Annotated in this window: 18 protein-coding genes; 9 read left to right on the top strand and 9 right to left on the bottom strand. The window is 33.3% G+C overall.

What is annotated here, in order from left to right; translation table 11 throughout:
• Position 1 precedes the first annotated feature (1 nt).
• Genes queE through queC form a run of 3 tightly spaced genes read right to left on the bottom strand, consistent with a single transcriptional unit; the run spans position 2 to position 1,845 of the window.
• On the bottom strand, positions 2–718 hold the full coding sequence (queE, locus tag ACFVRR_RS04335) for a 7-carboxy-7-deazaguanine synthase QueE (RefSeq protein WP_097974770.1): 717 nt from the start codon (positions 716–718) through the stop codon (positions 2–4).
• On the bottom strand, positions 711–1,187 hold the full coding sequence (gene queD / locus ACFVRR_RS04340) for a 6-carboxytetrahydropterin synthase QueD (protein WP_331224286.1): 477 nt from the start codon (positions 1,185–1,187) through the stop codon (positions 711–713). The genes queE and queD overlap by 8 nt, the downstream gene beginning before the upstream one ends.
• The gene (gene queC, locus ACFVRR_RS04345) at positions 1,180–1,845 is read right to left on the bottom strand and encodes a 7-cyano-7-deazaguanine synthase QueC (protein ID WP_387325135.1); all 666 of its coding nucleotides are present in this window, start codon (positions 1,843–1,845) and stop codon (positions 1,180–1,182) included. Before queC ends, queD begins: the two co-directional genes overlap by 8 nt.
• Positions 1,846–2,209: 364 nt before the next feature.
• Between queC and pgaC the strand changes: the two genes are divergently transcribed.
• From pgaC to ACFVRR_RS04365, 4 genes are all read left to right on the top strand, one after another.
• On the top strand, positions 2,210–3,445 hold the full coding sequence (pgaC, locus tag ACFVRR_RS04350) for a poly-beta-1,6-N-acetyl-D-glucosamine synthase (protein WP_387325138.1): 1,236 nt from the start codon (positions 2,210–2,212) through the stop codon (positions 3,443–3,445).
• A complete protein-coding gene (gene pgaD / locus ACFVRR_RS04355) occupies positions 3,406–3,870 on the top strand; it encodes a poly-beta-1,6-N-acetyl-D-glucosamine biosynthesis protein PgaD (protein ID WP_387325141.1) in 465 nt (154 codons plus the stop codon). The genes pgaC and pgaD overlap by 40 nt, the downstream gene beginning before the upstream one ends.
• Before the next feature lie 483 nt (positions 3,871–4,353).
• Positions 4,354–5,556, top strand: a complete 1,203-nt coding sequence (locus ACFVRR_RS04360) for an Alp7A family actin-like protein (protein ID WP_387325144.1) — start codon at positions 4,354–4,356, stop codon at positions 5,554–5,556.
• Positions 5,557–5,565: 9 nt separating this feature from the next.
• Positions 5,566–6,168, top strand: coding sequence for a hypothetical protein (locus ACFVRR_RS04365; protein ID WP_387325147.1), 603 nt, complete (start codon positions 5,566–5,568; stop codon positions 6,166–6,168).
• A 49-nt stretch (positions 6,169–6,217) separates the two neighbouring features.
• Here ACFVRR_RS04365 and ACFVRR_RS04370 read toward each other — a convergent pair whose 3' ends face one another.
• The 3 genes from ACFVRR_RS04370 to ACFVRR_RS04380 all read right to left on the bottom strand — a co-directional run bounded on the left by ACFVRR_RS04370 (position 6,218) and on the right by ACFVRR_RS04380 (position 8,826).
• A complete protein-coding gene (locus tag ACFVRR_RS04370) occupies positions 6,218–6,631 on the bottom strand; it encodes a CBS domain-containing protein (RefSeq protein WP_387325149.1) in 414 nt (137 codons plus the stop codon).
• A 177-nt stretch (positions 6,632–6,808) separates the two neighbouring features.
• Positions 6,809–7,720, bottom strand: a complete 912-nt coding sequence (locus tag ACFVRR_RS04375; protein ID WP_387325152.1) for an EamA family transporter — start codon at positions 7,718–7,720, stop codon at positions 6,809–6,811.
• A gap of 287 nt (positions 7,721–8,007) precedes the next feature.
• Positions 8,008–8,826 carry a purine-nucleoside phosphorylase gene (locus tag ACFVRR_RS04380; protein WP_387325154.1) on the bottom strand — a complete coding sequence of 273 codons (819 nt, stop codon included), beginning with the start codon at positions 8,824–8,826 and terminating at the stop codon, positions 8,008–8,010.
• Positions 8,827–9,068: 242 nt separating this feature from the next.
• Between ACFVRR_RS04380 and ACFVRR_RS04385 the strand changes: the two genes are divergently transcribed.
• Positions 9,069–10,283: an ROK family protein gene (locus ACFVRR_RS04385; RefSeq protein ID WP_387325157.1), complete on the top strand. Its 1,215-nt coding sequence runs from the start codon at positions 9,069–9,071 to the stop codon at positions 10,281–10,283.
• A 215-nt stretch (positions 10,284–10,498) separates the two neighbouring features.
• Here the strand turns inward: ACFVRR_RS04385 and ACFVRR_RS04390 are convergent, their stop codons facing one another.
• Together ACFVRR_RS04390 and ACFVRR_RS04395 are read right to left on the bottom strand one after the other, a co-directional pair.
• Positions 10,499–10,750, bottom strand: coding sequence for a sunset domain-containing protein (locus ACFVRR_RS04390; RefSeq protein WP_387325160.1), 252 nt, complete (start codon positions 10,748–10,750; stop codon positions 10,499–10,501).
• The gene (locus tag ACFVRR_RS04395; RefSeq protein ID WP_387325162.1) at positions 10,747–11,445 is read right to left on the bottom strand and encodes a cytochrome c family protein; all 699 of its coding nucleotides are present in this window, start codon (positions 11,443–11,445) and stop codon (positions 10,747–10,749) included. Before ACFVRR_RS04395 ends, ACFVRR_RS04390 begins: the two co-directional genes overlap by 4 nt.
• Positions 11,446–12,062: 617 nt before the next feature.
• On the opposite strand from ACFVRR_RS04395, the gene treP reads away from it, so the two are divergent.
• From treP to treR, 3 genes are all read left to right on the top strand, one after another.
• Positions 12,063–13,481, top strand: a complete 1,419-nt coding sequence (gene treP, locus ACFVRR_RS04400) for a PTS system trehalose-specific EIIBC component (RefSeq protein WP_387325165.1) — start codon at positions 12,063–12,065, stop codon at positions 13,479–13,481.
• 69 nt (positions 13,482–13,550) lie between these two features.
• Positions 13,551–15,227 (top strand): alpha,alpha-phosphotrehalase, encoded by a 1,677-nt coding sequence (treC, locus tag ACFVRR_RS04405; RefSeq protein WP_387325169.1) that lies wholly within the window; start codon positions 13,551–13,553, stop codon positions 15,225–15,227.
• 17 nt (positions 15,228–15,244) lie between these two features.
• The gene (gene treR / locus ACFVRR_RS04410; protein ID WP_438825687.1) at positions 15,245–15,976 is read left to right on the top strand and encodes a trehalose operon repressor; all 732 of its coding nucleotides are present in this window, start codon (positions 15,245–15,247) and stop codon (positions 15,974–15,976) included.
• Positions 15,977–16,261: 285 nt separating this feature from the next.
• On the opposite strand, the gene ACFVRR_RS04415 is transcribed toward treR, so the two are convergent.
• Entirely contained in the window at positions 16,262–17,146 is an 885-nt protein-coding gene (locus tag ACFVRR_RS04415) for an acyltransferase (RefSeq protein WP_387325173.1), read from the bottom strand.
• Positions 17,147–17,550: 404 nt separating this feature from the next.
• Here ACFVRR_RS04415 and ACFVRR_RS04420 point away from each other — a divergent pair, with 404 nt between their 5' ends.
• Positions 17,551–18,747, top strand: a complete 1,197-nt coding sequence (locus ACFVRR_RS04420) for a class I SAM-dependent rRNA methyltransferase (protein WP_387325176.1) — start codon at positions 17,551–17,553, stop codon at positions 18,745–18,747.
• Positions 18,748–18,781 lie beyond the last annotated feature (34 nt).

Consider the following 18,781-nt stretch of genomic DNA (forward strand, 5'->3'; position numbering starts at 1 on the left):
GTTAAACTCCTCTCTTATTTCCCCAAACAAATGCATGTAATTGAGGTAAAACTTTTACATTTTTAAAGACTTTTGATTTCATTGCTTCATCTATAAGCCATTCGTAACGATTTAACATGTATTGTAATAAAGTGCGATCATCTGCATTTAGCCAACTATTTCCGACTTGTAAAAAGAACGGAACATGTGGGAATTTTTGATGAACAGTTTCCGCATAAGCTAAATCTTTTTCATCAAAAATAACAACTTTTAAGCAAAACTTTGGATGATTTTCTAAATTTTGAATAATACTTCCTAGCATATCAAAATCAGTATTCATGCCACTGCTAGGAGGTTTGGGCGATAAAGTAACTTCATCAATAGAAGGTAACCATGGTTGCCACTTACTACCTTGAGTTTCAAGAGCTAAAGTCATATTCTTTTCCTTTAAAAACTCAACTACAGGGCCTAAAGATGGAAGTAAGGCAGGGTTTCCACCAGAAATCGTAATATGAGAGAATGTATCGCCGCCTAAGTTGGTTAAATTCTTCCAAACTTCTTCCGCGGTCATCCACTTTATATTTTCTTTTTCACTACCATCCCAAGTGAACGAAGAATCGCACCAACTACAAGAGTAATCACAACCCGCAGTACGAATAAACATCGTTTTTTGACCGATGGCCATTCCTTCACCTTGTACAGTAGGTCCGAATATTTCAAGTACTGGAATTTTACTCATTGATCATCCACTCCCTACGAGCTTCTGCGTAGCAAGTAGGCGTTTCAAATAAACGAACAAACTCTACTCGAATATCTTGCGCAGGATTTGTGTGATCTTTAAGTGCATTTTCCATTTGCTCATAAATCCAAACAACCATATTTTCGGCTGTTGTATTCATCGGTGGTAGCATCTCATTTAAATAACGGTGATCTAAATAGATTTCAATTTTTTCCTTCCAAATCTGTTTAATATCACCAAAATCGATTACTAAGCCAATTTCATCAACAAAACCACTAATTCCAAAAATAACTTTATATGTGTGTCCATGTAAATTCTTACATTTACCTTCGTAGCAATGTAAGTGATGTGCAGCATCAAAGGTAAATTCTTTATTAACAAGAACACGTTTATGGTGATATTTTAAGTCTTCTTTTTTAATATGCTCATCAATTTTATGAAGTCTTTCTACGATGCGAAAATCAAACATGCTTTGTGTCTCCCTTCGATTGTAGGTAACGATCTAAGCCAGCCTGACGAAGCTCACAAGCCGGACATTCTCCACAACCATCAGAAATAATGCCGTTATAGCAAGTTAATGTTTTATTTTTTACGTATTCAAATGCTCCTAAATCATCAGCTAATTTCCATGTGTCAGCCTTATCGATCCACATAAGTGGAGTATGAATAACAAAAGGATAATCCATTGATAGATTAAGAGTTACATTTAATGATTTAACAAAGATATCTCGGCAGTCAGGGTATCCGCTAAAGTCAGTCTCACAAACACCAGTAATAATGTGCTTTGCTCCTTTTTGTTTAGCAAGTACTGCTGCAAAAGATAGGAATAACAAGTTACGTCCATCGACGAATGTAGAAGGAAGTTCGCCTTCTTCGTGAGTTATATCAATATCTGATCTTGTTAAAGCATTTGGTGCAAGCTGATTTAACAAGGACATATCAAGGATATGGTGAGGAATATTTAATTCCTTACAAATATCTGCAGCTACATCTAATTCTAGTTTATGGCGCTGATTGTAATTAAACGTAACAGCTTCAACCTCACCAAATTGTTGCATAGCCCAGAATAAACAAGTAGTACTGTCTTGGCCACCGCTAAATACAACGATTGCTTTTTCATTTTTCATATTTCTTCTCTCCTTTACATGATTAAAAAGAAGAGGGCATCCCGAATAACAAAAATAAAAACAATACGACAAATATTGTTTTTCGCCTTATTTTTTTGTAGAGGGGAGTTTGCGACCTCTACCACAAGCAATAAAGCTTATGGATTTATTTTTCTATTAAATTTTCTATCTATTAAATTGTACTAGAGAAGTACAATCATCATTCCCATTATAATCGTTTCATGTTAAAAGAACAAAAACTTTTGTAAGAAAGTAAAAAATTACTATATGGGTTAGAAAAACACTGTTAATTTATTTGTATTTGCTGATACTAGTTTTTATATGGAAGGTACATTTTTGAATTTAGTAAATTAGGTGATTAAATTTGAACAAATTCATAAGTTTTTTGTCGGAGTTTGTATTTTGGTATCCATTGGTTATGTCTTTATTTTGGGTAGCCGGATCCAGTCTATTTTTCCGATACAGAGAAAAAGGAAAAGATGTAAATTTTGAAGGGATTGAGTGGCCATTAATTAGCATCTTAATACCTTGTTATAACGAAGAAGAAACAATTGAAGAGACGATTCAATATTTAGTGGAACTAGATTATCCATTAAAAGAAATCATTGCTGTAAACGATGGCAGCAATGATTCAACCTTTAAAATTTTAGAAAAAATGGCAAAGAAATATCACGAAGTTAAAGCTATTGATTGTAGAGAAAATAGAGGAAAAGCAAATGCCTTACATATTGCTTGCTATGCATCAAAAGGGGAGTTTTTAGTTTGTATTGATTCGGATGCCATTTTAGCGCCTAAAGCTGCACAGTATCTCATTTATCATTTTCTACATAGTGGGGAAAGATTAGGTGCTGTAACGGGAAATCCAAGAATTCGAAATCGTGATACGCTACTGAGTAGATTACAAATAGTAGAATATTCTTCTATTATTGGGGCCATAAAAAGAACCCAAAGAATGCTAGGTAAAATAATGACTGTATCAGGCGTAGTCGTTGCATTTCGCAAAAAAGCACTTGTAGATGTAGGATTATGGGACCGAGATATGATTACAGAAGATATCGCAGTATCCTGGAAGCTACAAGAAAGATTTTGGGATATTCGCTATGAACCTCGTGCTCTTTGTTGGATGTTAGTTCCAGAAACATTAAAAGGAATTTGGAATCAGAGAATTCGTTGGGCACAGGGTGGACAAGAGGTAATTATGCGGTATTGGCGTTTATTATTGGACTATCGGCATAGAAGGATCTGGCCAATTTATCTTGAACAATGGGTTAGTTTAATATGGTCATTTTCTTGGGTATTCGTGACAATTTACTATTTATTAACTGCTAACAGTGTACAACAGTTAATAATATGGATGACTTTTTCTTCTTTCTCACTTGTTTTTATGAGTCTTATACAGCTTTGGATGTCGATAAGAGTGGATTCCACATACGATAACATAAAAAAATATTACTTGTGGGCTGCATGGTATCCAGTTATTTATTGGGTTTTAAATGCAATGATTGTAATGTTTGCATTACCTAAAGCAATTAAATCAAGAATAAAAGGTGGTTATGCAACATGGACAAGTCCAGACAGGGGAAACAGGAAGGTGGAGTAATCGTTCATTCAAAGAAAAATTGGCTAAGTGAAGTGATGATAACCATTACAACATTAGTAGTTTGGATCTATTGCATGATTGTAATTGCTTTTTTCATTACTTCGCTAATAAATTACAATAATCGATATATAAATATAGTAAAGTCCTATTTCAAAATGACAAATCATGACATACGTTTTTTTATTTTATTTGTAATCCTTTTGTGGATTGTTTTTTATTTTGGTCTTTTAGGTTGGAAATTTTATAATCTAAAAAGATTTGGATCATTACGGAGAAGGTCATATCCAAAATTTACAACAAAGGAGGACCTATTAAATTTAAAGCTTATGTCTGAAGAGGATTATAATAAATTACAGGATTCAAAAATAATAATTTTTGAAAATAATCCTATTCAAGAGTTAGTTAATCATAATAAAAATAAGTAATCCACATGTGGATATGTTTATTTAAGGTACTTATCCACACACATATAGACAGGTAGAAGCCATCTACCTGTTTTTTAATTTTTAGAGGAAAACCGATCTATAGAAGTTGTACACATATTTGTACACAAGAATACATTATGTAAACGATTGTACACGATAGAGTATACTTGTACACAAAAACGTATACTTTTTATTTGCAGGTAGGAGACAGTTGTTTTGAAATTAATTCTAGAATGAAAAAGGAATGTATACACTTTTGTATACAAGTAAACGTTTTTGTAAACATTTGTATACATTTTTGTACACATGTACACAGAAATGTATACAAGTTTATGTGTTTACAATTTTGTATACAAGATGACAATTCAGTTACATTTTTATAATAGTTCAGCATGGGACATTGACCGGATGACTAAAGTTAGATAATCTTAAATCAGAATTATCTATTAATATGTAAACCTATTAACGAAAGGGATGATTTAAGTGGTAAATGCTCGTATAGCTGCTATTGATGTAGGAAACGATTCACTCAAAGGAATTTTTGGGAAGATGGAATCTGAGATTAATATTCCTAATATTATTGCAAGGGATACAGAAGATCGTCCAATCATTGGGATAGAAGAATTAGACAACCAAGATCCAGTTGATGGAATACATATTCGCGTTCACTCCCCTACTTTAAAAGAGAATAATACTGTTTATCGTGTAGGAAATTTAGCAACTAAAAGTGGTAATGCAACAGAACTAGATCCTGGGAGTAATAAGTCTGAAGAGGATCAAACACTTATTATGTTATTTGCAGCTTTAGCGTTAGATGCGGCTAGAGAAGATAATAAGCAGATTGTAAAGAACTCTAATAATGTAATTGAGGCAACATACGTATTAGGAACTGGTCTTCCGCTTAGAGAAGTAAAGGAAGGAAAGGACGTTGGTTATCGTTCGCGATTACTAGGCTCAGTTCACCAAGTAGAGTTTTTAGTAACACCAAGACATCAAGGATTAAAAGTTAATATTAAGTTTGAAGAAGTTAAAGTCTATCCTGAAGGATTTGCAGCTTTTATTAACTTAGTTATGGACAATCATTTAAACATAATTAATAAAGACCTTATAGATAAAAAAATCCTTATTCAAGACATCGGAGGGTTATCAACTGATATTGCGGTCATTAGGAATCGAAAGGTAGATGACGATAAAGCTCAAGGTTTTAATCTTGGTGTGGCAGAGTCCCTAGAAGCAATTCGTGAAGAGATTCGTTCAAGACATGGAGTGGAACTTGATAGTCGAAGAGACGTTGTAGAGATCATTACTAAGAAAAGTGATCGAAATCATATTATGGTTAAGGGTAGTCGGACAAGCGTTCATGATATAGTAGACCGAATTCTGTTAGAATTAGCAAAAAAACAATATCGCCATTTAAGAAATATTTGGCAGAAGAACTCTCAAACTGAAATATGCTATTTCATTGGTGGAGGGTCGCTGATCTTAAAAGAGTATCTTAAAACACTTAATAATAACCTAGATGGTTATAATATTGATTTCTTTGAGGATGAGAAGGAAAGTATCTGGATGATGGCGAATGCTTATTATAAGCTAATCGCTGATTTTGAACTAAAAAGAGTAAGAGAATCTAGAAGAGAAGCACAACAAATTGGAAAAGAAGAACAAAAAATGTCTAAAGCAAAATAAGGTGATTCCATGAAGGAAAAAGAATTGACGAGGGGACAACCTATTACATTTCGTATCCCTTCCGATACGCCTGATCAGATAATTAAACATTTGCAGCAGCTTAAACAAAGCGAAAGACGGAACTTTTCAAGTAAGATTGCTGAGTACGTAATAAGCGGAGTTAATGACTCATTATCAAAGCAAAGGCAAACAATAACAATTCCACTACCAAAAAGCCTAGATAAAGTTCAAAGAGATTGGTTAAAACATGAGCATTCTGAGGCACTATTAGGTAGTATTGTGTACCAACTATTATCTAACCCGATTCGAACTGCTTCTCTTATTACATCGCTAAATAGTAATAGTCTAGCAATTGAAGAAGCTCTATATCTTCAAGAAGAAATGAATGAATTAGAGCCAGAATTGGAACCCGTTCAATCAAAAATTCGCACAAGCGAACCGAATGTAACGAATTTAGATAATATTGTAAGAAAAGCCGATCATGATGATGATTTAGATAACTTTAATTGGGAAGCTGCAAGTAAAAGCGAAATCTCTGCAGCCAAAGAAGAAATTGAAGAGGAAGATATGGATAGTCTACTCGGAGATTTTCTTGCACAAATGAATAAATAAAAAATAAAAATGGGACCAAATACCATATAAAGCGGTCCCATTTTTCTAGTTATTGAATATCGTTTTGAGAGATTTGAGACAATGCTTCCCCAGCACTTTCATCTGACTGCTCTTGTACTGCTAAGTCACCAAGTGAAAGTATTCCAACGAGGTTACCATTTTCTACGACTGGCAATCTTCTTATTTGATGCTGTGCCATTAAATTTGATGCTTCTTGAAGACTTGCGTTACAATCAATCGTCACAATATTATTAGACATTACTTGGGAAGCATTTGCATTTCCCCCTTGACTAATACCACGTAAAGCTAAATCTCGATCTGTAATCATTCCAACTACTTGTCCATTGTTAACAACTGGAATTGCTCCAACATTTAAGGTTTCCATTTTACTTGCCACTGATTGTAAAGAATCCTGGTTTGAACAACACTCAACATCACTCGACATAACGTCTTTTACTCTCATAAAAACACCTCCAAAAAAATAACAAAGATATTACTTTGAATATCTTTGTTTTTAAACAAAGTCCAAAAAAATTGTTGATTTTCAGACTGATTGCTAGCGCTCTGCTTGCAATCTAATATATTATTTGGAATATCTATTTAATTATTCGGAGTATTAACAGATTGTATCTTTACGAGTTTAATTTGCTGATTGAAGTGACTTTCTTTTAAGGAATTCAGGTAAAACGATACCGACTAAAATTAAAATGATACCAAAATATTGTTGAGCTCCAACCGCTTCCTTTAATACAATCGCTGACATTAACGTAGCTGTCGGTAACTCTGCCGCTCCTAAAATAGAAGCAAGACCAGAACCTGTTAAAGGAACGCCTTTTGAAAACATTAAAGTAGAGAAAAATGGACCTAGAAAGCCAAGGATCAGCCCGTACTTTAATGAAAGTTTTGCAAACAAGTGCCAATTTGTGAAAAATGTAGGTGGGAGGAAAATCGCACAAATTAGAAAACCACCTGTAATCATTAATGCCGTTTTGGTTATTGGGTTTGCTTTTAAAGCGATCCTACCGCTAAGTAATATAAAAGTACTGTACGAAACCGCGGACAACGCCCCAAATAAAACTCCTAACCAATTCAATGAACCAATACCATCTGTTAGAACATTTGTTGCAAAAATCGTGCCGATAACGAGCGGAATCAATGAGAGCAATTTACTTTTTTCAGGAAGCTTTCGATTGACTACTGATTCTAATAAAACGCCAATCCAAGTGAATTGGAATAACAGCACAATTGCTAATGACGCAGTAATATATTGCAAAGCCAAATAATAAAACATCCCTGTTAAGCCAGTCGTAGAACCTAATACAACAAGAAATAAAACATCCTTCTTAGTAGGCTTTAAATATTGTTGATTATTTGACTTAGCGGATCTACTTTTATTAAAAAGTACGATCGACCATAACAATATAGCCCCGACAAACATTTGCATACCGACTACATCATTTACAATAAAACCATCACCATAAGCCAATTTTACAAAGGTAGACAAAACGCCATAACAAACAGATCCGATAATGATATATAGTATACCTTTCAAAATAACACCCCGTTTAATAAAAAGAAGTAAAGAGGGAAAACCAAAACCTCTTTACTAATCTCTAATTTCATATTTTGTTACTGTCTAGTTGAGCAAGATATTTCTCCGGTAATACTTCTTCCAGAGCTACTCAAACGCTTTTTCGCATTGTCTAGCTCCAGGCGTTAGCCCCTCGAGGTCATAAGCCGAAGCTCAATAAAGGTAAAAAGCAACCTTTATCGTTCTTCGGCTTATGCTTGTCGGGGCTGATCAAACGCCTTTTCGCATTTCGTATTTCGTATTTCGAATTACATTTCTTCTAAAATGCCCTTAACTAAGTTAACGAATTTCGTTCTAACCATGCTTGCTACTTCAATTACTTCTTCGTGGTTTAATGGTTGGTCTAGGATGCCACAAGCCATGTTTGTTAGGCAAGAGATACCTAAAACTTTCATACTTCCGTGAACAGCAACGATTGCTTCAGGAACCGTTGACATCCCAACAGAGTCAGCACCAAGCGTACGGATCATACGGATTTCAGCAGGTGTTTCGTATGAAGGGCCACTCCACCAAGCATAAACACCTTGTTGTAATTTAAGATCTTGTTTTGCAGCAACATTTAATGCAATGCTACGTAATTCTTTGTTATATACTTCAGAAACGTCAGGGAAACGAGTTCCTAGTTCTGGATTATTTGGTCCAATTAAAGGATTTGTTCCAACTAAATTAATATGATCAGTAATTAACATTAAATCGCCTGGATTAAAGCTAGTGTTAACAGCGCCACAAGCATTTGTTACGATTAATTTTTCTACTCCAAGAGCTTTCATTACACGTACAGGGAACGTTACTTCATCTAAAGTAAAGCCTTCATAATAATGGAAACGGCCTTTCATTGCTACAACAGCTTGGCCTTTTAATTTACCGATTACTAATTCATTTGCGTGTCCAACTGCTTCAGACTTTGCAAAATGAGGAATTTCACTGTAAGGGATTACAACAGAGTTTTCGATTTCATCTGCAAGAGTACCTAAGCCAGAACCTAATATTAATCCAACCGTTGGACGGTAGTTTGTTTTACTTAATATAAAATCTCTTGTTTCTAAAATATGTTCAGTTTTATGCATTTATTTTTCCTCCTAAAATGAGCGATAGGGATTGTAATAAGAATTCTAATAAATAATAATGCTTACACCATAAGTCTAATGGATAACTCCCTACTTGTAAACAGACTAAAAATCATTTTGGTAAAAAGTTTATTCATTTTTACTTAAAATGCTGTAAAATAGTGTATGAATAGCTATACTTAATTCATAAAATATAAAAAGTTAAATAGATAAAAAATAAGATAAGAGTTTTGGAGGAGTCAATGATCAAGCAATTTATAGGCTATCAGTCGCCTAAAATCAAAAGTTTAAAGCTTTTATATAGCTTAATACGAAAATTAGGGCCAATTAAAGTTAATACATTAACTGAAATGACGGGGTATAAGCATACTACTTGTGTTCGGTTATTAGATGAATTAGTGCAGGAAGGACTTATATACGACAGTGGTTTAGGGGTTTCTAGTGGTGGAAGGAGACCAGCAATGTATGTGATTAACCCAACTGCTTTCTACTTAGTCGGTGTCGAAATCACAAATTTATTTACAACAGTACTATTGCTTGACTTAAATCTAACAATAGTCGAATCAAAAAAATTAAAAATGAGCAACGTGAGTACTGGAGAATACACTTTAAATTTTGTAACCAAAAGTGTAAGTGAATTATTAAATCAAAATAAGATTAATAGAAAACAATTATTAGGTATTGGTATTGGAGTGTTAGACCAAATTGATCAAGAAAAGGGCGTAATGATTAAATCTGGATCATTTTTAGCAGATGGATGGGACGATTTAAATATTGTTAGGCACTTAGAAGAAGCTAATCAGTGTCCTGTATTATTAAATAACGGTACAAATTTAGCTGCCCTAGCAGAGTACAGACTAAATTTCAGCAAAGAAAACGAAAATATTGTTTTTGTTTCGAGTGATATGGGAATCCGTTGTGGAATTATTCAACAAGGTAAATTAATAAGTAATAAGAACGAAATGGATGATGCTTTTGGACATATGATCGTTGATATTCATGGAAAACTTTGTTCATGTGGTTCATATGGTTGTCTTCAAGCGTACAGTAGTTTACCTGCGATTCGAGAAGAGGTAATCAAACGAGTTAAGCGCGGTGAGATTACTTCTTTGATGGTTGAAGTAAATGATGTCGAAAATATTAGCTATCATCAAATTCTTGAAGCTTTAGAGATGGAAGATCCACTTTGTTTAGAGGTCATAAAAGAGGCGGCTAATTACTTTGGAATTGGACTGACTAATCTTATTTACATCGTACGCCCTGATATTGTAATTTGTGGAGGTACATTAGTTCCAAAGCCATTATTCTTTGATGTGGCATCCGAAACAGCACAAGGAAGATTGAAAAATTATCCAAACAGTCCTGTTCAAATCATTAAATCATCAACAGCGTATAACATCGTTGCACAAGGAGCTGGATGTATCGTATTTGATCACTTTACAGAGGAAACTATTTAATAAAAACTAAAAACCGTTTAATGCTCTACCTGGGAACAGATAGAGGTTAACGGTTTTTTTCAATTTTTATATGTTTAAATAAATGTAATATTAATAAATATGGGTTAGCAATCATACCGTTTCTTCGTGGTGAAACTTGTATGGTAAATAATTAAAGCAAAACTGCAGGAATTAATAAAGCTCCCTCCTAGTGATTAACTAAGTGAGTTTTCTTTTTATCTAAGTGTTCTTCTAAAGCCTGCTTTTTCAGCTTCTTCTTCTGAACAGAACCATTTCTCACCATAACGCTCATCGATCTTCGTGACATCATAGTATTCGTCTCCTGGTTCATGATAGATTTTTTCACCTGAATAAAAGCTAACATTCCCCTTAATATCACAGTCAGTACCTTCACCTACTGCTTTACTACAAGCTGATAATACAAACAAAAATAATAATACGAATGGTATTAAAATTCCCTTTTTCATTGTACGAAATGTCCTGTAATCATTTTTGTTTTGTAGTCAATTTTCCCAGTATACTGGTATCGCATGACTCCACCAAAACCATTTTTCGCTCTGAAATTAACTAGGAATTTAAATCCCTTTTGAAATCCTAAATCTTCATAAGTTGTTTCATCATGTTTAAATGAATCTGGATCGTTCAGACTTTGCTTAATCATTTTATTTACTTGAGGAACTGAACCGTCCCATAATGAGAAATGACTTTCAATCCAATCTTGGTATTCCTTATGCGCTTTTTTATCAGCGGCTTCTTTCTTTTTAATTACATCCGCTTTAGCTTTTGCTTCTCTTTCCGCCTTCACTTTTGCGATATTTTTTGCTCTTTCTACTTCTTCAGCTTTTTTCTTAGCTGCGTCTGCTTTTGCTTTCGCTTCTGCATCAGCTTTTTGTTTTGCGATTTGTTCAGGTGTTAACTTTACCTTTTCTTTCTTAGGTGCTGCACTTTCTTTCTTAACTGTCGTGCTTGCTTTATCTGTGTCAGGGCTATTTGCTCCAAGAATCATCAAGCTAACAAACATTAAAACAAATGAAACACCAACAATCTTAAGATTGAGTTTGAACATGCCGTCCCTCTTAAAGATGGACTTTACCATTAAAAATAAAAAAACAATAAATGCAACAAAGCTTATAAATAATAAGATTCCTCCAAAAACTCCCACTACGCGTTCCTCCTGTAGTTCTCTATTAAGAATGATACTTTTCTATTCTACAATTAATACGTTAAAAAATGTTAATCTTTTTTTCTTTAAAAAATTAAATCACTGCTTCTTTCGGCTTTTTAATATCCACTTATGCTTCCTTAGCAATGCTTAGTCTTACACCAACTTGCTAATGCAACGCTCTTCTAAAGATAATAGTAAAATCAACATTATGTTTTTTATAAGGTAATTCCTCCGGAAAAATCGTAACTACTACGTAATATTCAAACGGGCCAGCTTCTCAGGTAAGACTTGTTATTAAAACTCATTTCCACTAAATGATTATCAACTTTAATTCCACTAGCTTACTCGCCGGTTTTGGAGAAACTAGCATGAGAAGCGAGCCATGTATTTACTGAGATTGAGACGTTATACTGCTTATTCAGAAAAAATGCGCTACTAGTCTAATAAGTTTATTAGTAATTTGATTAGCAATTTCCATGGAAATTAATAAGGATTGAGAACGTTTACAAAAAACGCTTGCATTCCTGTACGTACAAGAATATACTAATCTTGTACGTACAGGGTGAATTTAAACATTATTAAATAAAGAATAGATTGCTCGAGGAGGGGATATCATGAGCCGATTTAGTGATGAAGCAAAACAATTACTTCAGTACATTGGTGGTAAAGAAAACATAGCTACAGTAACTCATTGTGCAACACGAATGCGTTTTGTGCTGAAAGACGTTAAAAAAGCTGATGAAAAAATGATTCAAGAAATTAAAATAGTTAAAGGTACTTTTACGCAAGCCGGGCAATTTCAAGTAATTATCGGTAATGAAGTATCTATTTTTTATAATGAATTTGTAAAATTAGCTGGGGTAGAGGAAACTTCAAAAGATGAAGCTAAAATAGCTGCAAGGCAAAATATGACATGGATTCAAAGAATACTTGCTCACTTAGCGGAAATCTTCTCACCATTAATTCCAGCTATTGTTGTAGGGGGTCTAATCTTAGGATTCCGTAACATAATTGGGGATATTAAACTACTAGATCATGGTACTAAAACACTTGTCGAAACCTCTCAATTTTGGGCAGGTACACATTCTTTTTTATGGTTGATTGGTGAAGCCATTTTTCATTTCTTACCAGTTGGTATTACATGGTCAATTACAAAGAAAATGGGTACGACTCAAATTCTAGGGATTGTTTTAGGTATTACACTTGTTTCACCACAACTACTAAATGCATACGCAGTAGCAGGTGGGGCTGTACCACCAGTTTGGGACTTTGGTTTTGCTAAAATCGATATGATTGGTTATCAAGCGCAAGTTATTCCAGCGATTTTAGCCGGTTTCACTTTAGCGATTTTAGAGACAAATATTCGAAAAATCGTGCCAAGTGCAATTTCAATGATTGTGGTACCGTTCTTTGCACTAGTACCAACAGTGTTAATTGCACATGTAGTATTAGGTCCGATTGGTTGGAAAATCGGTTCAGTTATCTCACATTTAGTCTATTCAGGATTAACGTCTTCATTTGGATGGCTATTTGCCTTAGTTTTTGGATTCTTCTATGCACCACTAGTTATAACTGGATTGCATCATATGACAAACGCAATCGATCTTCAACTAATGAGTCAGCTTCACGGAACGAATCTGTGGCCGATGATCGCTTTATCAAATATCGCACAAGGCTCAGCTGTTTTAGCAATCATTTATTTGAATAGAAAGAATGAAGAAGAAAAGCAGGTATCAATTCCTGCTGCGATCTCTTGTTTCTTAGGGGTAACAGAGCCAGCAATGTTTGGTATTAACTTAAAGTATGCTTATCCATTCGTAGCTGCTATGATCGGCTCTGGTATAGCTGCTATTGTTTCAGTTGGTTCAGGTGTAATGGCGAATTCAATTGGTGTTGGAGGTCTTCCTGCAATTTTATCTATTCAGCCTAAGCATATTGGTATGTTTTCAATCGCTATGCTAGTTGCAGTCGTTGTACCATTCATTTTAACGATTATCTTTAACAAGAAAAAACTGCTAGTGAAAAACTCATAATTATTTAAGGGGAAGGAAATTTATTTTCCTTCCTTTCGAATTTATTTATAAATCAAGGAGATTATCAAAATGAAGGATTTTAAGAACAGTGTCGTATACCAAATTTATCCTAAGTCTTTTTATGATTCGAATGGAGATGGCTTTGGGGACTTAAGAGGAGTTACAAAAAAGCTTGATTATTTAAAAGAATTAGGTGTTGACTACATTTGGCTTACTCCATTTTATGTATCTCCTCAAAATGATAATGGTTATGATGTCGCGGACTACCGAAATATTGATCCAGCATACGGAACAATGGAAGATTTTGATGAACTGGTGAAGGCTGCAAAACGTTGTGATATAGAAATAATGCTGGATATGGTATTTAATCATACTTCATCAGAACATGAGTGGTTTAAGAAAGCCCTCGATGGAAATGAAAAATATAAAAATTATTATATTTTTAGAGAAGAAAAGGACGGAAAAGAGCCAACGAATTGGATCTCCAAATTTGGTGGTTCAACTTGGGCAAAAGTTGAGAATTCAAATGAATATTATCTGCATCTCTTTGATAAAACCCAACCAGATTTAAACTGGGAAAATGTTGAGGTACAAAACGAAATATTCGATATCGTTAATTTCTGGATTGATAAGGGAGTAAAAGGATTTCGTTTGGATGTAATTAATCTGATTTCTAAGCCAGAAGTTATGGTTGATGACGAAACAGGTGACGGCAGAAAATATTATACAGACGGACCTCGAATTCATGAGTATTTAAAGAAATTAAATAATGAGACGTTTGGTAGGAACGAAGAAATCATTACTGTCGGTGAAATGTCTTCAACTTCAATCGACCATTGTATTCGATATTCAAATCCGTCTGAGAATGAGTTATCGATGGTTTTTAGCTTTCATCATTTAAAAATTGACTATAAAGATGGGCAAAAATGGTCATTAATGGATTTTGATTTTATGTCACTTAAGTCAATTCTGGATTCGTGGCAAAAAGGTATGCAATCAGGAACTGGATGGAACGCCTTATTTTGGTGTAACCATGACCAACCGCGTATTGTTTCACGAATTGGAAACGATCAAAAATATCATAAAGAATCAGCCAAAATGCTTGCTACTTCAATGCATTTATTAAGGGGAACTCCATATATTTACCAAGGTGAAGAAATTGGAATGCCTAATCCTAAATTTGACTCAATTGAAGACTATCGAGATGTAGAAAGTTTAAATTATTATAAAATATTAAAAGAAAATGGGGTTCCAGAAAGAGAAATATTAGCCATTTTAAAGAGCAAATCAAGGGATAATTCTCGTACGCCTATGCAATGGAATGATTCAATACATGCAGGATTCACAACTGGAACACCTTGGATTTCAACAGGAAAAGATTACGAACAAATAAATGTCGAAAAGTCTCTAATTGATGAAGATTCAGTGTTTCATCATTATAAAAAACTAATTAATTTAAGAAAAGAATTCGACATTATTTCGAGAGGTATGTATGATTCTATATTACTAAATCATGAACAAATCTTTGCATACACTCGTAAGCTGGATAATCAAATGTTGTTAGTCGTTAATAATTTTTATGGTGAAGATACTCTTTTTAAATTACCAGAAGATATTGCTATTGAGGAATATAACAAGCAAATATTAATTTCAAATTATAATGATTCAAGTCAGAATTTAACCGAATTAACGTTGCGCCCATATGAGTCTATTTGTTATCTTCTTGAGAAAAATGAGAGAATATAATAAAATTTTTCTAGGTGATGAAAATGAACGCAAAGTATATTTCAATCTATCATAAGTTAATTGAACAGATTGAAAAAGGGGCTTTTACTGTTGGTAGTAAAATACCTTCTGAAAAGTCATTAATGGAGCAATTTGATGTTTCTAGAGATACAATTAGAAAATCATTACAAATGCTTGAGCAAAACGGTTATATAAATAAAGTCAAAGGTAAAGGTTCGTTTATTTTAGACACTGCAAAATTAAATTTCCCAGTAACAGGTTTAATTAGTTTTAAAGAATTATCAAACCAAATTGGTAGAGAAGCAGAAACGATTGTAGAAATTCTTGAAAAGAAGTGGCCTAGTAAATTTATAAAAGAACAACTAGAAATAGATGACCAAACAGCTATTTGGAAAGTAGTTAGGGCTCGAAAAATCGACGGGAAAAAAATAATTTTAGACAAAGAGTATTACAATAGTTCATATGTCGAAAAACTTTCAAGATCAATCTGCGAAGGGTCAATTTTTGACTATATAGAAAATACTCTACACTTAAATATTGGCTTTGCGAAAAAAGAAATTGTAGTACAAGCTTGTACAGAAGATGACCAAAAATATTTAGATTTAGATGGCTATGATATGGTAGTAGTTGTAAATACTTTCGTCTATTTAGATGATGGTTCTCTATTACAATACGGTCAATCTAGACATCGCCCTGATAAGTTCAAATTTGTTGATTTTGCTAGGAGAATTCAACAGGTTAATGAGTGAATTTAAAGACTTATTAAATTTAGACTGCACCCCTTAAAGTTGATGTAGAAGAAATCCTGTGTTTTGGATACATCGACTTTAAGGGTGTTTTTTAAGGGGAAAAAATATTCTTATGTGGTTAGTTCCATATAATTATGTAAAAAGAAATAAAGAAAAATTGGTTGATAGATTAACATGAAGGAAAGAGCTATTTCCAAGAAAATAACTCTGTATTTTACATTTCTATTTTGAGGTTCCTGACTGTTGTGATCTTTACTTTTCTCTTATTAAACGAAGCATTCGACTTTACTTCTTTAACGTTAAATACTTATATATATTCTCTTTAATTCTTTCTATAAAACTCTGCTTAGCAATAGGTTTTCCGATGAAAAAGCGGTTTTTGTTTCGGTTCATCTGCAAATTCTCTTTTATAAAATCAAGTTTTTCTGAGACCCTTGTTAATTCTGTTAGTGATTTTTCGATTGAAGGGAATGGGAATATCTCAGTCTGATTATATGAATAAATATATTCGTCACTCTCAAAAACATCATGACTTTGTGTTTCTGATTCTGTAAACGCATGTACACTGTCACTAGTATAAAAAATCGAATGGCCAATTTTTCTTACCGGATTGCCCGCATATGAAGAATTAGATTCAATCTTTTTCCCACTAACTAATGACATGCCTCCGATAATACTGCCTGAACCAATTTGAGTTCCTTTTAAAATAAATGCATGTTGACCAATCCAAACATGATCGCCAATATAAATGCTTTTACTTGGATTAACTCTTTTCTTCGTGAAAGAATCATAAATTAGATGAGGGTCTGCTGTTCTAAACCAACAGTCAAATGAAATTAAACACCCTTCTCCTACGATAACATTTTTTTGTTCTGAAATAATTACATTTAATTTGTTGTTAAAATAATTATCTCTTCCAAAAAATAATACAGAATTATTGTAAACAATTGCATTGAGTATATAATTAAACCTGTTTTTACAAAGAAAAATAATTGTGTCATTTCCATTAAACTCAATATTACTATTTACTAAATGAACATTATCATTATCACAATATAGAAGATTTCCTTTTCCTCTAAATATTATTTTTGAATTTGTTAGTTTCGGTTTCCCTATTATCTTATTCTCTTTTAAGTCCTCTATTTGTATAGTTTCATTAATAATTTCCATCATGTATTCCCTTTCACTTTGAACAAGAATTTGTTCTAACCCAGATAATTTGGCGCTTACTTTAGTATTGCCACTTTTACAACTACATCAAAAGGTATTCATGATATTAATATTAAAATAACTAGTAGAGTAAATCACTAATTCTTTTAACTGAAAGAGATTATTTTATGCATCAAATTTAAAGAATATTATCATGCTTGCTTAGAAAGAGAGAATAAGTAATTTGTTTGTTTGTCATGTTATAATAAAATACTTGATAGTGCGTTGTGCGCGAAATGGTATCAGCTGTTATTTCATCGAAAAAGATTATATATTACCAAAATCTGCAGTTTTGCCTAACAGGTCACACTATAATAATAGATTATGGAAATAATGAGTAAAAAAGAGAATGAATGGATGGGCTTATGGATAAAGAAATGAATCTGAAAATTAAACAAAAGTTTGTAAAAGATTATAAAAACGGGTATCCACTAATTTCAAAAGAATCGATCGTGAATAGTAAAGATTTCAGTAATGAAGGAACAATGATTAAACTAGTTGATGAACGCAATGGTTTTATTGGAAAGGGTTACTATGGAAAGCAAAATAAAGGTTTAGGTTGGATTCTTAGCCTGAAGGAGCATGAAAAGATTGGACCTAAGTTCTTTGAAGATAAAATTAAACAAGCAATTGAAGACCGCCAACATTTTTACAATAGCTCTGATACGACAGCATTTAGAGTATTTAATGGAGAAGGCGATGGGATTGGTGGGTTAACAATTGATTTTTTTGATGGATTTTATTTGATTAGTTGGTATAGCGAAGGAATCTATCAATTCAAAGATTGGGTTATTCAAGCAATAAAGAATATTGTCGAATTCAAAGGGATTTATCAGAAAAAGCGCTTTGATACAAAAGGTCAGTATATTGAAGAAGATGATTTTGTGATGGGGGAAAGAGGTCAATTTCCTATTATCGTAAAGGAAAATGGAGTTAATTTCGCTATTTATTTAAATGATGGCGCAATGGTAGGCGTATTTTTGGATCAACGTGAAGTTAGAAAACTAATTAGAGATAAATATGCTTACGATAAAACAGTTTTAAATACTTTCTCTTATACAGGGGCATTCTCAGTCTTTGCAGCTGTTGGAGGGGCAAGTAAGACTACTAGTGTTGACTTAGCAAATCGGAGCCTAGATAAAACAAAAGAACAATTTAAAATTAATGGAATTGACCCTGCTACACAGAGCATAGTCGTTGAGGATGTATTTCATTACTTTAAATATGCAGTTAAAAAGAACCTTTCATTTGATATGGTTATTTTAGATCCACCTAGCTTTGCAAGATCTAAAAAACATACTTTTAGTGCCGAAAAAGACTATAAGAACCTGTTGAAAGAAGCGATTACGATTACAGAAAATGATGGTGTAATTGTTGCTTCAACAAACTGTAGTACTTTTGGAATGAATAAATTTAAAGGGTTTATTGACACAGCATTTAAAGAATTAGGCGGGCAATATAAATTAATGGAAGAATTCAGCCTACCTAATGATTTTAAAACAACTAAACAGTTTAAAGAGGGTAACTATTTAAAGGTCGTATTCATTCGTAAAATTAAGTAAAAAAATGGACTGACAGATAGATGTCAGTCCTACT

Source organism: Gottfriedia sp. NPDC057948 (assembly GCF_042887255.1).
Lineage (GTDB): Bacteria > Bacillota > Bacilli > Bacillales > Bacillaceae_G > Gottfriedia.

Bases quoted from the DNA above. Each gene is read 5' to 3' on its own strand.
- ACFVRR_RS04385 (WP_387325157.1), top strand. From the start codon at position 9,069: ATGATCAAGCAATTTATAGGCTATCAGTCGCCTAAAATCAAAAGTTTA.
- queC (WP_387325135.1), bottom strand. From the start codon at position 1,845: ATGAAAAATGAAAAAGCAATCGTTGTATTTAGCGGTGGCCAAGACAGT.
- ACFVRR_RS04420 (WP_387325176.1), top strand. From the start codon at position 17,551: ATGGATAAAGAAATGAATCTGAAAATTAAACAAAAGTTTGTAAAAGAT.
- treR (WP_438825687.1), top strand. From the start codon at position 15,245: ATGAAAATGAACGCAAAGTATATTTCAATCTATCATAAGTTAATTGAA.
- ACFVRR_RS04390 (WP_387325160.1), bottom strand. From the start codon at position 10,750: ATGAAAAAGGGAATTTTAATACCATTCGTATTATTATTTTTGTTTGTA.
- treP (WP_387325165.1), top strand. From the start codon at position 12,063: ATGAGCCGATTTAGTGATGAAGCAAAACAATTACTTCAGTACATTGGT.
- ACFVRR_RS04415 (WP_387325173.1), bottom strand. From the start codon at position 17,146: ATGGAAATTATTAATGAAACTATACAAATAGAGGACTTAAAAGAGAAT.
- ACFVRR_RS04365 (WP_387325147.1), top strand. From the start codon at position 5,566: ATGAAGGAAAAAGAATTGACGAGGGGACAACCTATTACATTTCGTATC.
- queD (WP_331224286.1), bottom strand. From the start codon at position 1,187: ATGTTTGATTTTCGCATCGTAGAAAGACTTCATAAAATTGATGAGCAT.
- pgaD (WP_387325141.1), top strand. From the start codon at position 3,406: ATGGACAAGTCCAGACAGGGGAAACAGGAAGGTGGAGTAATCGTTCAT.
- queE (WP_097974770.1), bottom strand. From the start codon at position 718: ATGAGTAAAATTCCAGTACTTGAAATATTCGGACCTACTGTACAAGGT.
- ACFVRR_RS04380 (WP_387325154.1), bottom strand. From the start codon at position 8,826: ATGCATAAAACTGAACATATTTTAGAAACAAGAGATTTTATATTAAGT.
- ACFVRR_RS04370 (WP_387325149.1), bottom strand. From the start codon at position 6,631: ATGAGAGTAAAAGACGTTATGTCGAGTGATGTTGAGTGTTGTTCAAAC.
- treC (WP_387325169.1), top strand. From the start codon at position 13,551: ATGAAGGATTTTAAGAACAGTGTCGTATACCAAATTTATCCTAAGTCT.